Origin of the sequence: Rothia nasimurium (genome assembly GCF_928382285.1) — a bacterium.
Taxonomy (GTDB): Bacteria; Actinomycetota; Actinomycetes; order Actinomycetales; family Micrococcaceae; genus Rothia; species Rothia nasimurium_E.
Genome location: NZ_CAKMSS010000008.1, coordinates 94,132 through 112,898, shown reverse-complemented (window position 1 = coordinate 112,898; position 18,767 = coordinate 94,132). Strand labels below are relative to the sequence as shown.

Genomic DNA, 18,767 nt, shown 5'->3' with positions numbered 1-18,767 from the left:
GTAGGTTTACGGTGGTTATAGCGAGAGGGAAACACCCGGTTCCATCCCGAACCCGGAAGTTAAGGCTCTTTGCGCCGATGGTACTGCACTGGTGACGGTGTGGGAGAGTAGGTCACCGCCGGTTTTTGATTGGGATACTGGAAGGTCCTGGACTGTTTGTCCAGGACCTTTTTGTTTTTGGGGTCTTGGGCGTTACGTCCAGGACCTTTTTGTTTTAATAAGCTCGCCAGGACGCTAAAGAAGCTGACTAGATCATTGCCTCATCCAAGCTGGTTACTCGTAGAAGAGCCCTAGAAATCCCTTCATTCAGTAAGGACTTGCCTGCTTCAGTACGTGGGGCGCTCTTGGGGACGTAGGAGCCCTCCCAGCGCCTCACAGGAACGCCCAGACGGTCTTAGACTCCACGGTGGGCAGGAATGTCGCCCTCTTCAATCTCACCCGCCAGTGGGCCTACAGGGCGCGTTTACGCTACACGGACTTCACTGAGTGGTCAGAGACGGTGTACGCCTTTGCTTCGATGAAGAATGCTTCGGTGATTGCTGATGAGTTTTCTCGTGGCCCGATGAGTGAGGGTGAGGTTGCTCAGATTGCTAAGTCGATTGCTTCGTGGGTGTGGACGCGGATTACTCCTGAGCAGACGGAGGCTAACCGCAAACGCTGGGGCTCCTCACTAGGTAGTAAATCTGGGGCACAGCGTGTATCAAAAATGGAAAGCCGTTTAAAGTTTCTGGAGGAGATGAACTATGAGCGCGCTTAAGCCTGTTCGTAGGCAGTTCACCGCACGTGAAGCAGCAGAGCGTTTGGGAGTCACCACACGCACCTTTCAGCGTCTAATGGCTGAACCTCGTGACCAGTACCTTGCCCGAGCGAACGCCAAGCGCGAGCAGGTTGCGGAACTCCGTGCGGAAGGGATGAGCGTACGAGTTATCGCCGAAAAGTTAGAGATTTCCAAAAGCACTGCTGGACGTTATGTTCAAGAATACGAAGCAAAATCCAAACAGTCTAGCGTGACTTAAGTCATACACCATCAAGCTGTTTTACCTAGTACATGTCAAAGAGGGGTACCTATTTTTAGGTACCCCTCTTTGACATGAATAGTTTAGTTACGTTATTTTTGCTTTTTTGGCTTGATAGGCAAAGCGCCTATAAGCCCGCCGACTGCGGCCCACAGCAAGCAATATCCCCAGCTAAAATCTACATCTTTAGCATCATTCACACTGGCGTATCGCGAAGTCGTTATGTTGTACTCAGCCCTAAGCCAATAAGCTACAGCTCCGACGAGTGCGCAAACCAAAATCATAATTATTTTTTTCATCAGCTGAAAGTTTTCCTACAATAATTATCTGTTTTTTATTCCTTTTTCTCTAGCACACATTAAACACGCAATAGAGCCAATAGATATAGAAGTCAACCCAATTACAGAGTTCGACAAGTTACTATAATCTATTATAAGTGTTGCCACTAAGACAAAACTACCAATAATTATAGCTATTAAACCAAGTACAAATCCTATAAAGAGTTTTTTGCTTTCGCCATGCATAGCATATCAGCCCTTTTATCTCTACTTATCTCTACTACTACTTTCCGAAACTTTCACCCCAGAGCATCTTCACCCTGGTGATTGGCAACACTTAAACCCAATCACACACACTTTAAGTAAGTCAACTTACTACATTACGATTCGATAACAAACCCACTAAACCACCTAGTCAGCACACCATCAAAAACTATGTAACATGCCTACCGTCAGGGTGCTAGGCGGCAATACCACCCACCCCACGCTCAAACCACCCCGCCGAGCCCTGACGGAGCACTACCCAGCCCGACCATCACCAACTACACACCTCTAAAAAACGCAGAGCCACCACTCAACACCTCAGCTCTCACCCGCGCAACCTCCTCAACACACCTAGCCTGCTCCACCGATGAAGATGTGATCGATGGAGATAACCAGTGCCCGGTAGAAAGTGTGGCTGGGCTGTTTGTCTTGTGGTCATTGGATTGTGGGGGTGCTGGGGGCATGCTTTTTGTCCTGTATCCCAGAAGCAGAGCCATCTACTCCGTCATTCCCCTAAACTAATTGTTTCCTGGGAAACCAGTTTGAGCTTCTGTGGAAGGGCAGATATCCCCGTCAAATCACGGTAGGCTTGAACCTATCAAGAACGCACGTACGAAAGTGAGGCACACCTGTGTCTAAGGGAAACCCCTCCACTGACGCCCGCGAGCGTGCCCGCCAGCTGGCGGCACAGCAGGCCAAGAAAACCTCGAAATCATCCACCCGTTGGATTCAGTTCACCGTCCTTGGCGTCATCGCCCTCATCGTAGCTATCGTTGCTGTCGTCATCATCAACGGCAACCGCAACCAGATTGCTGACGCTGGACCGGTGCCGTCCTCAGCTAACCAGTACGGCGGTATCGTCCTGACTGCTGACGGTATTGAGCAGAACAGCAGCAGCGAAGAAAGCCGCGACAGCAACGACCTGGGTACTTCAGAAGCAACCTACACCGCTGCAGACGGCTCCGAAGCTAAGATGCCCCTGGGTGTAGCCCTGCCCGAAGAAGCAGACAATAACGGCGAGCCCGTCCGTCTGACGATTTTCCAGGACTACAACTGCATCCACTGTGCAGCCTTCGAAACCGAAAACGCAGACACCATTGCAGCCCTCGTTGCCAGCGGTGACATCACTCTTGAGGTCCGTAACCTGACCTTCCTGGATGCCTCCAGCCCCACTTTCTACTCGGCCCGTACTAACAACGTGGCCTACTCCGTGGCTAACCAGGTTTCCACCGAAGACTTCCTGAACTTCCAGAAGGAAATCTTTACCTACCAGGGCACCGGTGGCCTCTCTAACGAAGAGCTTGTTGCGATTGCTGAGAAGTACGGTGCAGACGTAAAGGACGACGTCGCTAACAACACCTGGCGTCCGCTCGTCCAGACCGTCACCCTCGAATCAGCCTCCAACGGTATCAGCGGCACCCCCACCATCTTCGCTGACGGCGAGGTCTTTAACTCAACTGACTTCAACGCCTGGATCACCGAAAAGATTGAAGCTAAGAAGAACGCCTAAGTTCACCCAGTAAACAGGCTGTAGAAGGCCTGGCCGCTGTGTACTAAACTGGTACACAACGTGTAGGGGCAGCTACACGCCTTTACCCATGCTCACAGCGGGGTAAAGGTGGGTAGCTGCCCCTTTTTCTGTGCCCCGCGCTGGGCACGTCAGCCTGCCCCTTGCCAGTAACCGACTACCTAGCACCGTAAAGATTTCATGACCCTGCACTTCTTCATCGACTGCGACCCCGGCATCGACGATGCCCTTGCCCTCACCTACGCTTTTGCCCACCCGCAGGTTGCTGTAGAGGGTATCGCGGCAACCGGCGGGAACGTGAGTACCGAGCAGGTAGGACGCAACGTCCGCGGTCTGCTGGAACTGCTCGGCGGGCAGGGTACCCCCTGGGCCCTCGGTGCTGAGAACCCGCTGGCCCAGCCGCTCACCACCACCGAAGAGACCCACGGCCCGCTGGGTACGGGGTACGGCCTGCTTCCCGGGCAGAAGGAACCAACCGGTAGGGCCCACGGCGAGGGTGCTGCCCTGTGGGTAGAAACAGCCCGCCGCTTCTCCGGAAAGCTACACGGGCTCGTCCTGGGCCCCTCCACCAACCTGGCCCTGGCCTTGCGCCTCGACCCTGAGTTACCCCAGTACCTAGCCAGCCTGACGATTATGGGCGGGGCACTCAACCACCGGGGCAATACCATGCCCACCACCGAGTGGAACGTGCACTCTGACCCCGAGGCCCTACACGAGGTTTTGGCAGCCTACAGCAGCGCCGACCTGGACCTGCCCTACGCGCCCCTGCTCTGCCCCCTGGATACCACCGAGCAGGCTGTCATGACCCCGCAGCTGCGAGAGCGCCTCCTAGCCGGTGGGGGAGAACTCTTTACCGCTTTAGACGGGGCCCTGCAGTTCTACATGGAATTTCACGAATGGGACAAGCTGGGTTTCATTGCCCACGTGCACGACCCTTTCGTGACAGCCCTGGCGGTAAACCGGGCCCTTGCTGTGAACGGCCATCCCCACACCCCGCTGGGGGAGGGTACACCGGTGACGCTCGACGTTGAGCTGGCCGGGACCCTCACCCGCGGCCAGGTAGTGGCCGACTGGTTAGGACGCTGGGGGCGTGAACCGAACGCCCAGGCCCTGACCAGCGCCCTGGCTCCCGAATTTTTTGAGCACCTGATCCAGACCGTTCGGGCTGTGTATGCCCCAAAGGGGACTGGCTAGGACCAGCTCAAAAAATAAAAAGAACAATTATTCTACAGAAAGGGGTGGGCATGGCCCCCTCAACACACACCACCGCAGAGCCCTCAACGTCTGGGCAGAGGACCTCGGCAGCTGCCGGGCTCCTCGGTAAAAACCCAGAACACAACACACCGCTCACCACCTCCCAGAAGGTGCTCAACCTGCTCGCCGCCCTGGTGATCGCAGGAACCTACACCTGGGCCGTCCTCACCGCAGGCGGCGCCACCAACTACGCGGGCTACCTGGAAGGCACCAGCGATGCCCAAGCCGCTATCTCCCTGCCGCTCATGCTGGGCTATACCGCGGGCGTCCTACTGCTTCTGACGGCTAACCTAAGCCGCCTACCCCTTGCCACCATCGCCCTGATACCTTTTGCGGCAGCTTTCAACATCATCGTGGGCCAGCTCATCGGCTTCTCGGGTATTCCCCTCTACCTTGACTCCGTTGCTACCGTGCTCATTGGTGTGCTGGCCGGACCCGCCGCCGGAGCCATGACCGGTATTATCACCAACCTTGCCTGGGGCCTCACCATCAACCCCACCACCATTCCTTTCGCCGCCGGTGCCGCCCTGATTGGCTTCCTGGCCGGTTACGCTGGCCGTCTGGGCCTCTTCCGCAAACTCTGGGGAGCCCTGTTCGCGGGCTTTATCACCGGCATCCTGGCCGGATTCGTCGGCGCCCCCATCGCAGCCTTCGTCTTTGGCGGCGGCCAGGGCGTGGGTACCGGTTCCGTGGTTGCGGCCCTGCAGGCTGCTGGCCAGTCCCTGCTGGGTGCTACAACCCTGCAATCTCTGCTCTCTGACCCGCTCGATAAGACCATTGCCTTCGCCCTGGTCTGGCTCATCATCAAGGGTCTGCCCGTCCGCGCCCGTCGTCAGTTCGGCCGCTAACCGGTGAGCGCCCCCACCCTGAACCCCCGCACCTGGGTCACCCTGGGCTGCGCCGGGCTCCTGCTAGCCTTTGCCCCGCTGCCACTGATCTGGCAGGCGGGGCTGCTGGCTGTGCTCATCGTCCTGCACGGGGCGGGGCGGACGCTTGCCCCCTGGGTGCGCCTGGTCCTGGTGGGGTTGGCGCCGGTTGCGGTGATGGCTTTTATCATCCAGCTGGTGTCACGCGGGGGAGAAACCGTATGGGCAACCTGGGCGCCCGTGCACTGGATGGTGTTTGAAGTGACTGCCGAGGGCACCCGGGCTGGCCTGGCCCTAGCCCTGCAGATTCTGGCCTTCGGGTCGGCCTGTGCCCTGCTGATTCTACCCACCGGGGCCGCTGGCCTGCGCTATGCCCTGACCGTCTGGGGACTGCCACCTAGGCTCATCTATCTGCTGGTGGCCTCGCTCAACGCCCCGGCCCAGCTGGCCCACTACTCCCGCCTAGTGCAGCGGGCCGCCCGCGCCCGAGGCATGGCCGACGGGTCGCGAGTCGCCCGTGCCTGGTTGGGGGTGCGGACGGCGTCCGCCCTCTTCAACCTGCTGTTGCTCGACCACGAGGTACGAGGGGCAACCCTAGGCGCGCGCGGGATTGACCGGGCCGGGCCCAGAATTTTTTGGCAGGACTACACCGACAGTCGCACCCAGTGCTACCTCCGCTGGGTGCTCCTGCCGCTGGCCTGCCTGCTCGTGCTTGCTGCCTATACGGGGGTGCTGCTGTGATCTATATGCGGACGCTGGTCTTTGGGGCCCGGGGGACGGGAAAGTCTGCCCGGCTGCAGACCTGGGCCCAGGAACGGGACGGGCTCTTTGTGCCCTCTAACCCCCAGGCCCTGATGACGGGGCTGGTACCCACCGTGGCCGAAGAAATTGCCCTGGGGGTAGAGCAGGCTGTGGATAGCCGGGAACAGCTCCACCGGGCTGTACAGGCTGTTGCAGCTGACCTTGGAATTACCGACTTACTGGCAGCTCACCCCCTGCAACTTTCGGGTGGGCAAACCCAGCTGGTAGCCCTGGCGGCCTACCTGGTGCTGGGGCGGGTGGACGAAAACCTCGACGGGGTGGCTGCGCCAGCTCTAGCCCTCGACGAACCCCTGCTTGGCCTTGACGACGCCATGCGGGCCCGGGTGCTGGACGCTTTTACCCGCTACCCGGCAGATTTGGCCTGGGCCTCAGCCAGGCCCCAGGCCGACGAAGAGAGCCTTGCCGCTAGCGTCGAAAATCTGGGGGAAGGCGTTGCACCGTCTGCTGGAGCGCCGTCTCTGCCGCCTTTGCCCGCCCGAGCCGCAGCAGACGTCCTGGCCCGTGACCTCTCTATATCTCCGGTTGCCCCGGCCCGCCGCCGGTGGAAGAAACCGGTGGCTCCTTCCGTTGCTACCGGTATTGACCTGGACCTTACCCCCGGCGACTGCCTGATCCTCACCGGCCCCAACGGCACCGGAAAATCCACCCTGCTGCGCACCATCGCGGGGCTCCTACCCCCAGTTGCCGGGCAGCTCACCATCGGCGGGCTACAGCCCCACCGGCAGGACGCCCCCGCCCGCGCTGCCCTTGCCCAGCTGGTGGCGCAAACCCCCGCCCACCACTTCTTGGCCTCCACCGTGGATGCTGACATGAAACTGGGGAACGGGGCCAAAGCTAGCGGCCCTACCCGCGAAGCCCTGCGCGACGCCGTCCTGCCTACCGGCTCTGGCGAAACACACCCCCTCGACCTGCTCCCCGCCGAACAGCACCTGCTTGCCCTAGCAGAAGCGCTCACCGCCGGGGCGTCCTGCCTACTCCTCGACGAACCCACCGCAGGGCTAGACGCCCCCGGCCTCGAGCAGGTCGCAGCGCTCATCGCCGCCCACTGCACCGCAGGCGGCAGCGCTATCGTCGCCACCCACGATAAGCAGCTCACCGGTGCCCTGGCAGCCCGCCTGCCCCTGCACCACTATCAGCTAGATACCCCCGGATAACATGCACCCGCCCGCAATATCGGGTACACTTGAAAAGTCTTGCCTCCTTAGCTCAGCTGGCCAGAGCACCTGTCTTGTAAACAGGGGGTCACCGGTTCGAATCCGGTAGGGGGCTCTCTTTGTGCCCAAAAACAGGGCAATACCCACTATCTAGATATGGGGCATCCGGGCTCGCGCTCGCTGCCGACCCTCTCGCCTGGTTCGCTTCGCTCACGAGGCGATTCACGCCCCGCCTGACGGCGGATTCCGTTCGCTCTTGCGTGCTCGCGCGCTCGCACCCGCTCACTTCATCGAGCCAGCAGCTTCGCTGCGAGCCCGATACCCCCACCTCACTGTTCGCACCTAGCTACCCAGCGTTTGCACAAATACGCAAGCAAAAGATAGTGTTATTCCTGGCTTAGGCTCACCTAAGCAGTTCTATAGATAGTCCTATAGAACGGAACACCCTTCCCAGGAGAACACAAGACCATGGTCGCCATCACCCGTAGCGCCTTCCTCAAGGCCACCGCAGCTACCGCCCTCACCGGCCTGCTCGCAGCATGCACCACCGGCTCCAACGACACCTCAAGCAGCAGCACCAGCTCAGCAGCCTCAGGTGAGAGCTACACCGTCAAGCACGCCTTCGGCGAGACCACCTTCACCGCGGTACCCCAGAAAATTGCTGTCGTGAACTTCTGGAAGAACCCCGACGTCCTCCTGGCCCTCGGCGTAGTACCCGCCGGTACCCCCGTGGTCACCTACGGCGCCAACGCCAACGGCTCCACCGACTGGTTCGACGCCAAGCTGGCCGAACTCGGCGGCACCGCCCCCGTGACCTACGACGAAACCGACGGCCCCGACTACGAAGCCCTCGCCACCCTGGCCCCCGACGCTATCTTCTCCGTCTACGGCGACATGACCCAGGAAGTCTACGACAAGCTCACCGCCATCGCCCCCGTCGTTGCCGCCCCCGAGGGCGTCGGCGCCTACGCTGCCTCCTGGGAAGACGTCGTCAACCAGGCCGCAGCCATGCTACAGAAGACCGACGAAGGTGCCGCCCTCATCGAGGCTACCCAGAAGACCATCGACGACGCCGCAGCCCAGTACTCCAACCTGGCCGGCAAGACCTTCGTCGCAGGCATGTTCGACCTCGAAGCCCAGACCCTCTCAGCCTACGTAGCCAGCGACTCCCGCTCCCTCTTCCTCACCTCCCTGGGCATGGAACTGGCCCCCTACATCGAGCAGAACGCTACCGAAGCTGACGCCTTCTTCATGACCATCTCAGGTGAGGTTCTGCCCGAGGTCCAGTCAGACGTGGTCTGGGCCTGGGGCACCAGTGACTCCGACGAAGAAGCGATCAAGAGCAACACCCTCTTCTCCCAGATGCCCGCCGTAGCTAACGGCGGCCTGGTCGTAGAAACCGACGCCGCTATCTCCCTGGCTCTTTCGGCAGCGTCCCCGCTCTCCCTGGACTGGGCTATCAACCAGACCGAAACCCTGGCCAAGCTCTCGGCCGCTATCGACGCAAGCCAGGCGTCCTAACCGGTGACCTCCGTGCCCGCCTGGCGCCCCTCTAGCCGCCGTGCTACCCCCACCGGGGGAGCGCGGCGGCTACTGGCGCTATCCCTCCTATTGGGCCTGCTCCTTGCGGGGGCAGCCCTCGCCAGCTTTGCCCTGGGCGCCCGCCCCGTCAGCCCAGGTACCCTGCTGGACTACCTGGTCGGCGGGCAGGTTACAGAAGCGGACGCGGCGGTACTCACCCAGCGGGCGGTGCGGACGCTGACCGCCGGGGTCGTGGGCGCAGGCCTGGGGCTTGCCGGGGCAGGGCTCCAGGGCATCACCCGCAACCCCCTGGGAGACCCCGGAATCCTCGGTATCAACGTGGGGGCGGCCTGCGCGGTGGTAGCCGGTATCACCTTCTTTTCCGCCGACTCTACAGCGGCCTTTGCCCTCTGGGCTTTTATCGGCGCGGTCGCTTCAGCTCTTGCCGTCTACGCCCTGGCCTCACTCGGTACCGGGGGAGCGACCCCCATCAAACTAGCCCTGATGGGAGCGGCCCTTACCGCAGGTCGGTCTAGGGGCGGTCACCAGCGCCCTGATTCTGACCAACCAGGCCACCCTCGATAACCTGCGCCGCTGGCAGATTGGAACCGTCGCCGGGGCCGACCTCTCTGACCTGGCGGTAGCCGCCCCGCTACTAGCTCTCGGGGCTATCATCGTTCTCACCGGAGCGAAAACCATCAATAGCTTTGCCCTGGGCGATGACATGGCAGCCTCCCTGGGCGAAAACGTTGCCACCCGCCGCCTCGTCATCACCGGCGGCATCACCCTGCTGGTCGGCACCGCCCTTGCCCTCACCGGCCCCATCGCCTTCCTCGGCCTGCTCGCCCCGCACGCCATGCGTGCGCTCGCAGGCGCCGACTATCGGGCGCTTCTGCCCCTCTCCGCCCTGTTCGGGGCAGCCCTGCTCATCCTGGCGGATACAGCCGGACGCGTCATCGCCCCACCCCAGGAAATCCAGGTGGGCGTCATGATGGTAGCCCTGGGGGTACCCGTCTTTATCTACCTGGTACGACGCGGTAAGGCGGTTAACCTCTAATGCCGACCCTACCTAGCCCCCAGCCTCGGGGCGCTGCCCAAAGTGCCACCCAAACAGTGGCCAGCGTCCGCACCCGAGCCCGCCGCCGCCCAGCCCTCGCTATCATCGGCCTTACTTTGACCCTGATTGCGGTGTGCACGGTGCGCGTACTGTTGGGCTCCTACACCGTGACTATCCCCGATTTCTTCACCATCCTTGGCGGCGGAACTATCGAGAGCGCCAAGGGGGCTCGCTACATCGTCATGGAAGAAAAACTACCCCGTGCCGTCCTCGGTGCCCTGGCCGGGGCAGCCTTCGGCCTGGGCGGGGCTATCTTCCAGCTGCTCCTGCGCAACCCGATTGCCAGCCCGGACATTATCGGCGTCTCCAACGGGGCTGCCCTGGGTGCTGTTATCGGTATCGTCTTTCTGGGCCTGGGCGAGCTGCCGCTGACCCTGCTGGCTATCGCCGTAGCCCTGGCTGTTGCCCTCTTGATTATGGCCCTCTCAGCGGGCGACAGTAGCGCAGGTAACCGCTTCATTCTGGTAGGCCTGGGTATCTCAGCCCTGGGGTCAGTCTTCATCCAGTACCTGCTCTCTCGCACCTCAACCACCAGCGCCCAGACGCTCACCCACTGGCTGGCAGGTTCCCTGTCCACAGCCAACTGGGATCGCATCAGCCTCCTGGCGCTGCTCCTGCTACCCCTGCTGCTGCCTCTTATCCTTTTCCACCGGCCCCTGCACGCCACCGCGGTAGGGGAAGAACTGGCCCTGGGGCTGGGAGTGCCGACCCGCGCCGTCCGCCCCGGCTTTATCGCCCTGGGCGTGCTCCTGGTAGCCGTAGCAACCGCCGCCACAGGCCCCCTGGCCTTTGTGGCCTTCATGGCCGGGCCTATCGCCCGGGCCCTGACCGGCGGACGCCACAACCTCACCGCCGCTGCCCTGACCGGGGCCAGCCTGGTCGTGCTCGCCGACTTTATCGGCTCCAACCTCATTCCCGGCGGTATCAACCTGCCCGCCGGCGTCCTCACCGGTGCCTTTGGCGCCCCCGCCCTCATCTGGCTGTTGACCCGCTCACCCGAAAGAAGCTAAGCTCGTGAAAACCGTAACGCCTCGCGACCTCACCGTCACCCACGTGCGCCTGGGCTATGGCGACCGCACCATCGTGCCAGACCTCTCACTGAGCATCCCCGCAGGAAAAATTACCGCCATCATCGGCCCCAACGGCTGCGGTAAATCCACCCTGCTGCGCGGTATCTCCCGCCTGCTCAAACCCAGCAGCGGCGAGATTACCCTGGACGGCAAACCGGTCGCCTCCTATGGCGGCAAGGAATTTGCCCGCATGGTCGGCCTGCTACCGCAGAGCCCCATCGCCCCCGAAGGCATCACCGTGGCTGATCTGGTTTCCCGCGGCCGATACCCCTACCAGGGGCTCTTTCGGGGCAACACCAGGGAGGACGACGCCGCAGTCGCCTGGGCCCTAGAAGCCACCAACACCCTGGAGCTGGCAGAACGGCAGGTCACCGAACTCTCCGGCGGCCAGCGTCAGCGTGTCTGGATCGCCATGGCCCTGGCCCAGGACACCGACATCCTGCTCCTGGACGAACCCACCACCTACCTAGATCTGGCCCACCAGGTAGAACTCCTTGACCTTCTGGCCGATATCAACGAGCGCCGCGGAACCACCATGGTCATGGTGCTGCACGAACTCAACCTGGCAGCCCGCGTAGCCCACCACCTGGTTGCTATGAAGGGCGGGGAAATCGCTGCAGCCGGTACAGCAGCCGAGGTCATGACGGGGGAGAATCTACACCGGATCTTTGGCCTGCGGGCATCGGTTGCCGACCCCCTGGGGGACGGCTCCACCGTCGTGGTTCCCCACACCCGCCCCGTAAACCAAGAGGCAGAAAACCTGGCAGGGCAGAATCGTGCCTAAGCCCCGCTCGTCCGCGCCTCGCTCTTCTGCCCGCCGCGAAGTCAAGCGCTCCATCAACCAGTACGGGGTCTTCCCCGTCACCGTCTCCCGGGTTGAGCAGCTGACGGACTCCTTTGTGCGGGTATCCCTGACCGGCCGGTCCCTGCTACACGCCGCCACCCCTATCTCTGACGGCACGGGGCAGGTCTACGATGCCTACATCAAACTCTTAATCCCGCCCGCCGGGGCAAGCGGCCCCACAATGATTGAGCTCGATACCTCCTGGCGGACCCGGTGGCTCTCGGCCCCCGCCAGCGAACGTGGGCACATGCGCACCTACACTGTCAGCAACTCCCGGCTGGTGCCCTCCGTCGGGCTGGACGAGACACCCCTGCTGGGCATGTTCCCGGCCGCTGAAGCCGACCTAGAACCCCTGGCCCGTGACCTACCCGCCGGCCTGCAGCCTGAAATCGACGTGGACTTCGTCCTGCACACTGACGCCCAGGGAATCAGCGGGCCCGGCTCAAGCTGGGCCGAACAGGCGCAGGTGGGGCAGCAGGTATCTATCCTGGCGCCCCTGCGCGGCTCTACCCTTTGGTCCTCCTACAATCCCGGGGCGGCGTCCTCCCTGCTCCTGCTTGGCGACGAAACCGCTGCCCCGGCCCTGCTCTCCATCCTGCGCTCCCTACCTACTGAAGCTACCGGGGCGGTGTTCCTTGAGGTGCCCGGCGCCGAGGACGCTCTCGACCGCCTCCCCGAGGTGCGGCAGGCAACCCAGCGGGTGCCGGGCGTCCGCCTGCACGTGCTGGCCCGGACCCCCGGCCAACCACGCGGGCAGCAACTTACCCGCGTCCTGCGTACAACCTGCGCCCTTGAGCCAACCCCCGCAGCCGACCCCTACGACGACCGGGAGACGGACGGCATCCTCTGGCACCTGGCAGAAAACCCCACCGGCACCTACGTGCTAATCGCCGGTGAATCAACGGTGGTCAAAACTCTGCGCCGTATTTGCGTGAACGAAGCCGGGCTGCCCAAAGAAAGCATCTCTTTTATGGGGTACTGGAAGGCGGGGCAGACCGAGGGGTAGAGTGGCCTAGTACCCACCTGCTAGAGAAAGGCCTAGTCCGCATGATGTCGATTCTCGGAAAAGACGAATCTATCCGTTACGTCGCCCTGGGAGATTCCTTCAGCGAAGGGGTGGGGGACGACGCCCCCGACCGCCCCAACGGGGTGCGCGGCTGGACCGACAGGGTGGCCGAGCAGTTCATGCTGGCAGACCCCCAAGCCACCTACGCCAATCTGGCCATTCGCGGGCGCCTGCTCGTGCCCATCATCGAAGAGCAACTAGAACCTGCCCTGGAACTCAAACCCAACCTGGTTTCTCTCGTGGGCGGCGGCAACGACTCCCTCCGCCCGGGCTTTGACGTTGACGCCCTGATGGTGCGCTATGACGCGGCCTTTAAGACCCTGCGTGATGAGGGCATCGAAGTCTTTACCATGACCGGTTTTGACCCCGGCCCCAAGGGCTTCTTCAGCGGTAACCGTGCCCGGGTTGCCCTCTTCAACGAGCTGCTGCGCGAGGTGGCGGACGACCGCGGCATCACCATCGTGGACTACTGGCGTATGCACGAGCTTTTGGACCTGCGCTACTGGGCTCCTGACCGCCTGCACATGAACGCCGCTGGCCATACCCTGACCGCCCGCCGGGTGCTGGAAACCTTGAGCGCCGAGAACATTCGTATCGGCGACCCCGTCATCCCCGCACCCCTGCACAAAACCCGGGTGCAAGAGGCCCTAGATAACGCTAAATGGGCCCGGGAATTTGTGGTCCCCTGGATCGGCCGCCGTCTGCGCGGCACCAGCTCCGGAGACAATATCAGCCCCAAGTACCCCACCTGGACCCGCTTTGATGTGCTGCCGGAAGAAGCTGACTCCGCCCTTTAACAGGTGGGTGCCGGGATTAAAAGACTTAAGCTGTTAACATCACACTTAAGATTACACGCGTGTAATTTACCCGGTTGGCAGGGGCGGACGCCGGTGCCCAGGTTCGCGTGGCAGGGGCGGAAAACCGCGGATTAAAGCCTGAGATGACTTGCGAAAAGTTAAAAGCCCGGTAGAATTGATAGAGGTTCAAACGCACCAATGAGTCTATGAAAAGCAGCTTGCGCACACCGGAGCAGGTAGCACCAGCACCGGCTGACGCAAGCTTTTTATTGGCCTCATAGGTTGCGTGGTATCCCGTAATTACCTAGACTTTAAGGCTGTTCGTAGTGGTGGCAACACCTCTCGTACACCTAAGCTTCACCGTTTTTCCCGCGGCGGGGATTCCCATCGGCCTCTCACCCGATGCGGAGTCTCAAACACTCTAGCCTTGGAGAATAACCCGGTGCTCTACCTATAGGTGACGGGACGCCCATTGCTGATCGCCAGAAAACTGGCGAACGCCAACTGCGTACCGTCATTTCGTCAACATTTGGAGGAGAAAACTATGGCAGCTGTCTGCCAGGTGACCGGAGCTGTTCCCGGCTTTGGACACAGCATTTCGCACTCGCATCGCCGCAACAAGCGTCGTTTCGATCCGAACGTACAGAAGAAGAAGTACTACGTACCCTCACTTCGTCGCAACGTAACCCTGAACGTCTCTGCAAAGGGCATCAAGGTTATCGACGCACGTGGTATCGACGCAGTAGTTGCTGACATCCTTGCACGCGGAGAGAAGATCTAAACATGGCATCAAAGGCTAAGGACGTACGTCCTATCATCAAACTTAAGTCCACTGCGGGCACCGGCTTCACTTACGTTACCCGTAAGAACCGCCGCAACAACCCCGATCGTATGGTTCTCAAGAAGTACGATCCCGTTGTCCGCAAGCACGTTGACTTCCGAGAGGAGCGCTAAACAATGGCGAAGAAGTCCAAGATTGCTCGCAACGAGCAGCGCAAGGTCATCGTTGCACGCTACGCTGAAAAGCGCCTGGAACTGAAGAAGACCCTGGTTGACGAAAACGCAACCCCCGAAGAGCGCGAAGCAGCCCGCGTAGGCCTGCAGAAGCTGCCCCGCAACGCTTCACCCGTTCGCGTTCGCAACCGCGACCAGATCGACGGCCGCCCCCGCGGTACCTTCCAGAAGTTTGGTATCTCCCGCGTACGCTTCCGCGAGATGGCACACCGTGGCGAGCTGCCCGGTGTTACCAAGTCAAGCTGGTAATCTGTAGCTGATACGGTTAGCCTTGTGAGCAGGGCTAACCCAGCCACTAACTTTTTGAAAGTCTCAGGAGGAGCATTCAATGGCTAAGAACCGTAGCGAACTCGTTGCAGAGGTTGCAGAGAAGGCTGGCACCAGCCAGGCAGCAGTGAACGGTGTGCTCGACGCACTGTTCCAGGTCTTCGAAGCATCTGTTGCTAAGGGCGAGAAGATCACCATCCCCGGCTGGATGGCAATTGAGCGCACCGACCGTGCAGCTCGTACCGGTCGCAACCCGCAGACCGGCGAAACCATTCAGATTCCCGCAGGTCACGGTGTTAAGCTGACCGCAGGTTCAAAGCTGAAGGCAGCAGTCTCCACCAAGAAGTAAATTCTTGAACAGACTTTAAAAGGGTCATCCCGCTTACGGGGTGGCCCTTTTGCTATACCAGCAGAGCCAAAACAGCCCGGCTGTGAGATAATAGGCAGGCAAGACACAAGCCGCACACATGCAGGGGAGGAACCATGCGCCGAGGGCACCAGGTAGCCCGCTCCTGGCTCATCGCCAGCAGCGCCACCGGCCTAGGCGCCACCTCCCACCTGCTAGCCGGTGGGCGCCTGCCCCACCCGCTCGTCCTGGCCCTTGCAACTTCACTAGCAGCCCTGCTGACCCTCGGCGTGACGAGACTCAAACTACCCCGCACCAGCCTGGCCCTCGGCGTCCTGGCAGGTCAGGGGATCCTGCACGCCCTCTACAGCCACGGCCAGCCTATGGCTCCTGTATCGACCGGCCATAACCATCACGGGTCTGAGCTCCTGATGGGAGCTACCTATCTAGAATCTCTGGCTCATGCTGGGCCTGCGATGTGGGTCGGGCATACCCTGGCGGCAGCTATTACCTTTGCCCTGCTAGCCTACGGGGAGCATCTACTTCTAGCTCTGCGTGCCCTGCTGGGCTATGTGCGGGCCCGTCTAGAACCTGTGCGGGTACGTCCGCTCCTGGGAGCACCCACCCTGCCGGTCGCCGCTACCGCAACCCACCTAGTCAGCCTGCTCGCCAGAACCTGCCGCGCCCCCCGCGGCCCGCCCGTCCTTGCCTAACTCCGAAACACCACCTACATTTTCGACAAGCAAGGACTATCCCTATGTTTAAGGCTCGTACAGCCTCACCCATAACCCGTACCCTGATGGCCGTAGCGGCCCTCGCCGCAGGTAGCCTGCTGGGCATGAACCCGGCTGCCGCCCACGACGAACTGGTCTCTACCAACCCCACTGACGGGGCAACCCTCACCGAAGCACCCGCCAGCCTAGAACTCACCTACAGCGGCGACATCATGGACGTGGACGGGGCCAACCAGGTGCGCGTGACCAACGCTGCCGGTGAAAGCGTCACCGATGGTGACCCCGAGGTGGACGGCACCGTGGTCACCCAGGACCTGGCCACCGCCGCTGCCGACGACACCTACACCGTCACCTGGCGGGTTGTCTCATCAGACGGCCACCCCATCCAGGGAACCTTCACCTACACCGTGGGCCAGGGCAGCAACGCAACGAGCGCTACTACCCAGGCTGCAACCACCGGTGCGGCTGAACCCTCAGCAGAAAACACCGGCACCAGTACCCCGGCAGCTAGTGACCCTGTAAGCCAGGCATCAGAGGGGCTTTCAACGCCCCTTAAGGTTGTGCTGGCCCTTGTGGCAGTAGCAGCCCTGGGCTCAGCCCTCGTCGTCGTGCTGGCCAAGACCAAGCGCAAGTAAGCCGTCCACCCCACGCATTCGAAGAAGAAGCACCATGTCATCACAGAAATTTTTACCTGCCCTCACCCTGCCCGCTATCGCCCTACTGGTCCTGACCGGCTGCAGCAGCGCCGACACCTCAGCAACCAGCACTGCAAGTGCGAGCACCGGCGCTACCGCTAGCGCCTCTGCAAGCGAGGGTAGCGCCCCGCTGACCGTCGAGGAAGCCTGGATTAAGGCCAACAGCGGCGATATGACCGCAGCCTTTGCCACCCTCACCAACACCGGGGACACCCCCATCACCATCGAGGGCGCTAGCAACGCAACCGCCAGCATGGTCGAGCTGCACACCACTATCATCGACCCGGCAACCGGAACCAGCACCATGAAGGCCGTAGAGGGTGGCTTCACCATCGAGCCCGGTGCCACCCTCGAACTGGCCCCCGGCGGGGACCACATCATGCTCATGGGTATGAACTGTGCCCTGGCAGCAGGTACCAGCGACATCATCACCCTGCAGACCTCAGCGGGCGAGGTCAGCTTTGAAGCTACCGTGCGCGACTACGCCGGTGCCCAGGAAGAATACGCCCCCGGTGACGCCGCGAGTACCGCAGCTGATGCAGCAGCGAGCGAATCCACCGACCACTCCATGCACTCAGACCACGCCAGCGCCAGCGAATCAGCCGCCGCTGTGCTGCCCCAGTGCAACTAAGGCACCAGCTACCTCACCCACCCCTAGCTGCCGGTAGGTAGCAAGCGGCCTGCGCCGCCGTCCGCCCCCTGTAAGAGGCGGACGACGGTGCAGGCCACCCAAGGAACACCATGACTAGCTCATTTGACGAAGACCTCACCCGGGCGCTGAGCGGTGCAGAAACTGGCTCCAAGCTAGAAGACAAGCCGGGCGACCAAGAACAAGCTGCCCACCCCCGCGGGACCAACCGGCGCGTAGCTCTTGCTGGCGCCCTGGGCCTGGGTACCGGCGTAGCTGCTACCTTGGCAAGCCAATATGCTGCAACAGCTATGAATAAAGAGGGGGAGCAAGAGCCTACCAGCCCGCCCCTGCAAGAAGCCGTCGTCCCCTTCTACGGCCCCCGCCAGGCGGGCATCGACACCCCCGCCCCTAGCTACGGCGTCTTTATAGCCCTGACCCTCAACACGGAACTCGATCGCGACGGCGTCCGCCGCCTGCTCACCGTGCTCACCGACGACGCCGCCCGCCTCACCGCAGGGCGGGCACCCATCACCGACCAAGAACCGGAACTCGCAACCGTACCGGCTAACCTCACCATCACCTTTGGTTTTGGCGAGCGTATCTTCGATATCGTAGCCCCCGAGAAGAAACCCTCCTGGCTGCGCCCCCTGCCCGCCTTCGAACAGATTGACCAGCTCCAAGAGCAGTGGAATGACGGCGATATGCTCCTCCAAATCTGCTGCTCTGACCGTTTCACCCTGGCCCACGCCCAACGCGTCCTGCTCAAAAACACCCGCAGCTTCGCTTCGGTGCGCTGGGTGCAAGAGGGCTTCCGCCGTGCCTACGGCAGCGAACTGGACGGTATGACCATGCGCAACCTCTTCGGCCAGGTCGATGGAACCATCAACCCCTCCACAGGGGATGGAACCATGGAGTCCTACGTCTGGGGCAACCACGAGGAACTTACCCCCTGGGAAGAGGGCGGCACCTCCCTGGTCATCCGCCGTATCCACATGAACCTCGATACCTGGGACCAGGCCGACCGCCCCGCCCGCGAGGACGCCGTGGGCCGCAACCTCACCAACGGAGCCCCCCTGACCGGCACCGAAGAACGCGACCCCGCAGACCTCTCCGCAACGAACGACCTTGGCTTTACCGTCATTGCCCCCTACGCCCACATCCGCCGGGCCGCCGCCCAAAACCGGGTGGAGCAGATCCTGCGCCGGGGCTACAACTACGACCTGCCGGTGCAGAACGCCTCGGGCTTCTCAGAACACCAGCAGGTCAGCGGGGGAGTGAGCTCTACCGGCCTGATTTTCTGCTCCTACCAGGCAGACCCCGTCAAGCAGTTCCTCCCCATCCAGCAGCGCCTGGCCGAGCTCGATATGCTCAACACCTGGACGGTACCCATCGGCTCAGCGGTCTTTGCCCTACCCGCCGGCGCTCGCGAAGGCGGCTTCGTGGGCGAGGGCCTCTTCAACTAAACGATCATCGACAGGAATCA

At 61.8% G+C, this 18,767-nt stretch carries 22 protein-coding genes, 1 tRNA gene and 1 rRNA gene; all 24 read left to right on the top strand.

Going from position 1 to position 18,767, the window contains the following annotated elements:
- The first annotated feature begins 7 nt into the window (after nt 1–7).
- The 24 genes from rrf (at nt 8) to L6758_RS09235 (ending at nt 18,747) form a co-directional block, all read left to right on the top strand.
- Nucleotides 8–124 (top strand): 5S ribosomal RNA (gene rrf / locus L6758_RS09345).
- 282 nt (nt 125–406) lie between these two features.
- Nucleotides 407–757, top strand: coding sequence for a primase C-terminal domain-containing protein (locus L6758_RS09340; protein WP_237197110.1), 351 nt, complete (start codon nt 407–409; stop codon nt 755–757).
- Nucleotides 744–1,016 (top strand): helix-turn-helix domain-containing protein, encoded by a 273-nt coding sequence (locus L6758_RS09335; protein WP_237197109.1) that lies wholly within the window; start codon nt 744–746, stop codon nt 1,014–1,016. Before L6758_RS09340 ends, L6758_RS09335 begins: the two co-directional genes overlap by 14 nt.
- Before the next feature lie 1,173 nt (nt 1,017–2,189).
- Nucleotides 2,190–3,068, top strand: coding sequence for a DsbA family protein (locus L6758_RS09330; protein WP_237205729.1), 879 nt, complete (start codon nt 2,190–2,192; stop codon nt 3,066–3,068).
- A gap of 198 nt (nt 3,069–3,266) precedes the next feature.
- The gene (locus L6758_RS09325; protein ID WP_237205728.1) at nt 3,267–4,280 is read left to right on the top strand and encodes a nucleoside hydrolase; all 1,014 of its coding nucleotides are present in this window, start codon (nt 3,267–3,269) and stop codon (nt 4,278–4,280) included.
- A gap of 50 nt (nt 4,281–4,330) precedes the next feature.
- Nucleotides 4,331–5,188, top strand: a complete 858-nt coding sequence (locus tag L6758_RS09320; RefSeq protein ID WP_237205727.1) for a hypothetical protein — start codon at nt 4,331–4,333, stop codon at nt 5,186–5,188.
- 3 nt (nt 5,189–5,191) lie between these two features.
- Entirely contained in the window at nt 5,192–5,947 is a 756-nt protein-coding gene (locus tag L6758_RS09315; protein WP_237205726.1) for an energy-coupling factor transporter transmembrane component T family protein, read from the top strand.
- A gap of 5 nt (nt 5,948–5,952) precedes the next feature.
- On the top strand, nt 5,953–7,182 hold the full coding sequence (locus L6758_RS09310) for an ATP-binding cassette domain-containing protein (protein WP_237205730.1): 1,230 nt from the start codon (nt 5,953–5,955) through the stop codon (nt 7,180–7,182).
- Nucleotides 7,183–7,223: 41 nt separating this feature from the next.
- Nucleotides 7,224–7,297 (top strand) — tRNA-Thr (locus L6758_RS09305).
- Nucleotides 7,298–7,650: 353 nt separating this feature from the next.
- Nucleotides 7,651–8,703 carry an ABC transporter substrate-binding protein gene (locus L6758_RS09300; protein ID WP_237205725.1) on the top strand — a complete coding sequence of 351 codons (1,053 nt, stop codon included), beginning with the start codon at nt 7,651–7,653 and terminating at the stop codon, nt 8,701–8,703.
- A gap of 3 nt (nt 8,704–8,706) precedes the next feature.
- Nucleotides 8,707–9,288 (top strand): iron chelate uptake ABC transporter family permease subunit, encoded by a 582-nt coding sequence (locus L6758_RS11030; RefSeq protein ID WP_272878600.1) that lies wholly within the window; start codon nt 8,707–8,709, stop codon nt 9,286–9,288.
- On the top strand, nt 9,257–9,760 hold the full coding sequence (locus L6758_RS11025) for a FecCD family ABC transporter permease (RefSeq protein ID WP_336603552.1): 504 nt from the start codon (nt 9,257–9,259) through the stop codon (nt 9,758–9,760). Before L6758_RS11030 ends, L6758_RS11025 begins: the two co-directional genes overlap by 32 nt.
- A complete protein-coding gene (locus L6758_RS09290) occupies nt 9,760–10,830 on the top strand; it encodes a FecCD family ABC transporter permease (RefSeq protein ID WP_237205724.1) in 1,071 nt (356 codons plus the stop codon). Before L6758_RS11025 ends, L6758_RS09290 begins: the two co-directional genes overlap by 1 nt.
- A gap of 4 nt (nt 10,831–10,834) precedes the next feature.
- Entirely contained in the window at nt 10,835–11,674 is an 840-nt protein-coding gene (locus L6758_RS09285; RefSeq protein ID WP_237205723.1) for an ABC transporter ATP-binding protein, read from the top strand.
- The gene (locus tag L6758_RS09280) at nt 11,667–12,740 is read left to right on the top strand and encodes a siderophore-interacting protein (protein WP_237205722.1); all 1,074 of its coding nucleotides are present in this window, start codon (nt 11,667–11,669) and stop codon (nt 12,738–12,740) included. The genes L6758_RS09285 and L6758_RS09280 overlap by 8 nt, the downstream gene beginning before the upstream one ends.
- Before the next feature lie 41 nt (nt 12,741–12,781).
- Nucleotides 12,782–13,597 carry an SGNH/GDSL hydrolase family protein gene (locus tag L6758_RS09275; protein ID WP_237197089.1) on the top strand — a complete coding sequence of 272 codons (816 nt, stop codon included), beginning with the start codon at nt 12,782–12,784 and terminating at the stop codon, nt 13,595–13,597.
- Nucleotides 13,598–14,141: 544 nt separating this feature from the next.
- Nucleotides 14,142–14,378 (top strand): 50S ribosomal protein L28, encoded by a 237-nt coding sequence (rpmB, locus tag L6758_RS09270; RefSeq protein WP_083090534.1) that lies wholly within the window; start codon nt 14,142–14,144, stop codon nt 14,376–14,378.
- A gap of 2 nt (nt 14,379–14,380) precedes the next feature.
- Entirely contained in the window at nt 14,381–14,551 is a 171-nt protein-coding gene (gene rpmG / locus L6758_RS09265) for a 50S ribosomal protein L33 (protein WP_185173514.1), read from the top strand.
- A 3-nt stretch (nt 14,552–14,554) separates the two neighbouring features.
- Nucleotides 14,555–14,860 (top strand): 30S ribosomal protein S14, encoded by a 306-nt coding sequence (rpsN, locus tag L6758_RS09260; RefSeq protein WP_237187198.1) that lies wholly within the window; start codon nt 14,555–14,557, stop codon nt 14,858–14,860.
- Between the two features lie 79 nt (nt 14,861–14,939).
- Nucleotides 14,940–15,227 carry an HU family DNA-binding protein gene (locus L6758_RS09255; protein WP_083090531.1) on the top strand — a complete coding sequence of 96 codons (288 nt, stop codon included), beginning with the start codon at nt 14,940–14,942 and terminating at the stop codon, nt 15,225–15,227.
- Nucleotides 15,228–15,361: 134 nt separating this feature from the next.
- Nucleotides 15,362–15,937 (top strand): hypothetical protein, encoded by a 576-nt coding sequence (locus L6758_RS09250; protein WP_237205721.1) that lies wholly within the window; start codon nt 15,362–15,364, stop codon nt 15,935–15,937.
- Between the two features lie 44 nt (nt 15,938–15,981).
- Nucleotides 15,982–16,593 carry a copper resistance CopC family protein gene (locus L6758_RS09245; protein ID WP_237205720.1) on the top strand — a complete coding sequence of 204 codons (612 nt, stop codon included), beginning with the start codon at nt 15,982–15,984 and terminating at the stop codon, nt 16,591–16,593.
- A gap of 34 nt (nt 16,594–16,627) precedes the next feature.
- The gene (locus tag L6758_RS09240; protein WP_237205719.1) at nt 16,628–17,284 is read left to right on the top strand and encodes a copper chaperone PCu(A)C; all 657 of its coding nucleotides are present in this window, start codon (nt 16,628–16,630) and stop codon (nt 17,282–17,284) included.
- Between the two features lie 110 nt (nt 17,285–17,394).
- Nucleotides 17,395–18,747 carry a Dyp-type peroxidase gene (locus tag L6758_RS09235; protein WP_237205718.1) on the top strand — a complete coding sequence of 451 codons (1,353 nt, stop codon included), beginning with the start codon at nt 17,395–17,397 and terminating at the stop codon, nt 18,745–18,747.
- Nucleotides 18,748–18,767 lie beyond the last annotated feature (20 nt).

Coding starts and splice junctions, on each gene's coding strand:
- rpmB (WP_083090534.1), top strand. CDS start 14,142: ATGGCAGCTGTCTGCCAGGTGACCGGAGCTGTTCCCGGCTTTGGACAC.
- L6758_RS09235 (WP_237205718.1), top strand. CDS start 17,395: ATGACTAGCTCATTTGACGAAGACCTCACCCGGGCGCTGAGCGGTGCA.
- L6758_RS09310 (WP_237205730.1), top strand. CDS start 5,953: ATGCGGACGCTGGTCTTTGGGGCCCGGGGGACGGGAAAGTCTGCCCGG.
- L6758_RS09300 (WP_237205725.1), top strand. CDS start 7,651: ATGGTCGCCATCACCCGTAGCGCCTTCCTCAAGGCCACCGCAGCTACC.
- L6758_RS09240 (WP_237205719.1), top strand. CDS start 16,628: ATGTCATCACAGAAATTTTTACCTGCCCTCACCCTGCCCGCTATCGCC.
- L6758_RS09320 (WP_237205727.1), top strand. CDS start 4,331: ATGGCCCCCTCAACACACACCACCGCAGAGCCCTCAACGTCTGGGCAG.
- rpsN (WP_237187198.1), top strand. CDS start 14,555: ATGGCGAAGAAGTCCAAGATTGCTCGCAACGAGCAGCGCAAGGTCATC.
- L6758_RS09275 (WP_237197089.1), top strand. CDS start 12,782: ATGATGTCGATTCTCGGAAAAGACGAATCTATCCGTTACGTCGCCCTG.
- L6758_RS09245 (WP_237205720.1), top strand. CDS start 15,982: ATGTTTAAGGCTCGTACAGCCTCACCCATAACCCGTACCCTGATGGCC.
- L6758_RS09255 (WP_083090531.1), top strand. CDS start 14,940: ATGGCTAAGAACCGTAGCGAACTCGTTGCAGAGGTTGCAGAGAAGGCT.
- rpmG (WP_185173514.1), top strand. CDS start 14,381: ATGGCATCAAAGGCTAAGGACGTACGTCCTATCATCAAACTTAAGTCC.
- L6758_RS09290 (WP_237205724.1), top strand. CDS start 9,760: ATGCCGACCCTACCTAGCCCCCAGCCTCGGGGCGCTGCCCAAAGTGCC.
- L6758_RS09250 (WP_237205721.1), top strand. CDS start 15,362: ATGCGCCGAGGGCACCAGGTAGCCCGCTCCTGGCTCATCGCCAGCAGC.
- L6758_RS09325 (WP_237205728.1), top strand. CDS start 3,267: ATGACCCTGCACTTCTTCATCGACTGCGACCCCGGCATCGACGATGCC.
- L6758_RS09335 (WP_237197109.1), top strand. CDS start 744: ATGAGCGCGCTTAAGCCTGTTCGTAGGCAGTTCACCGCACGTGAAGCA.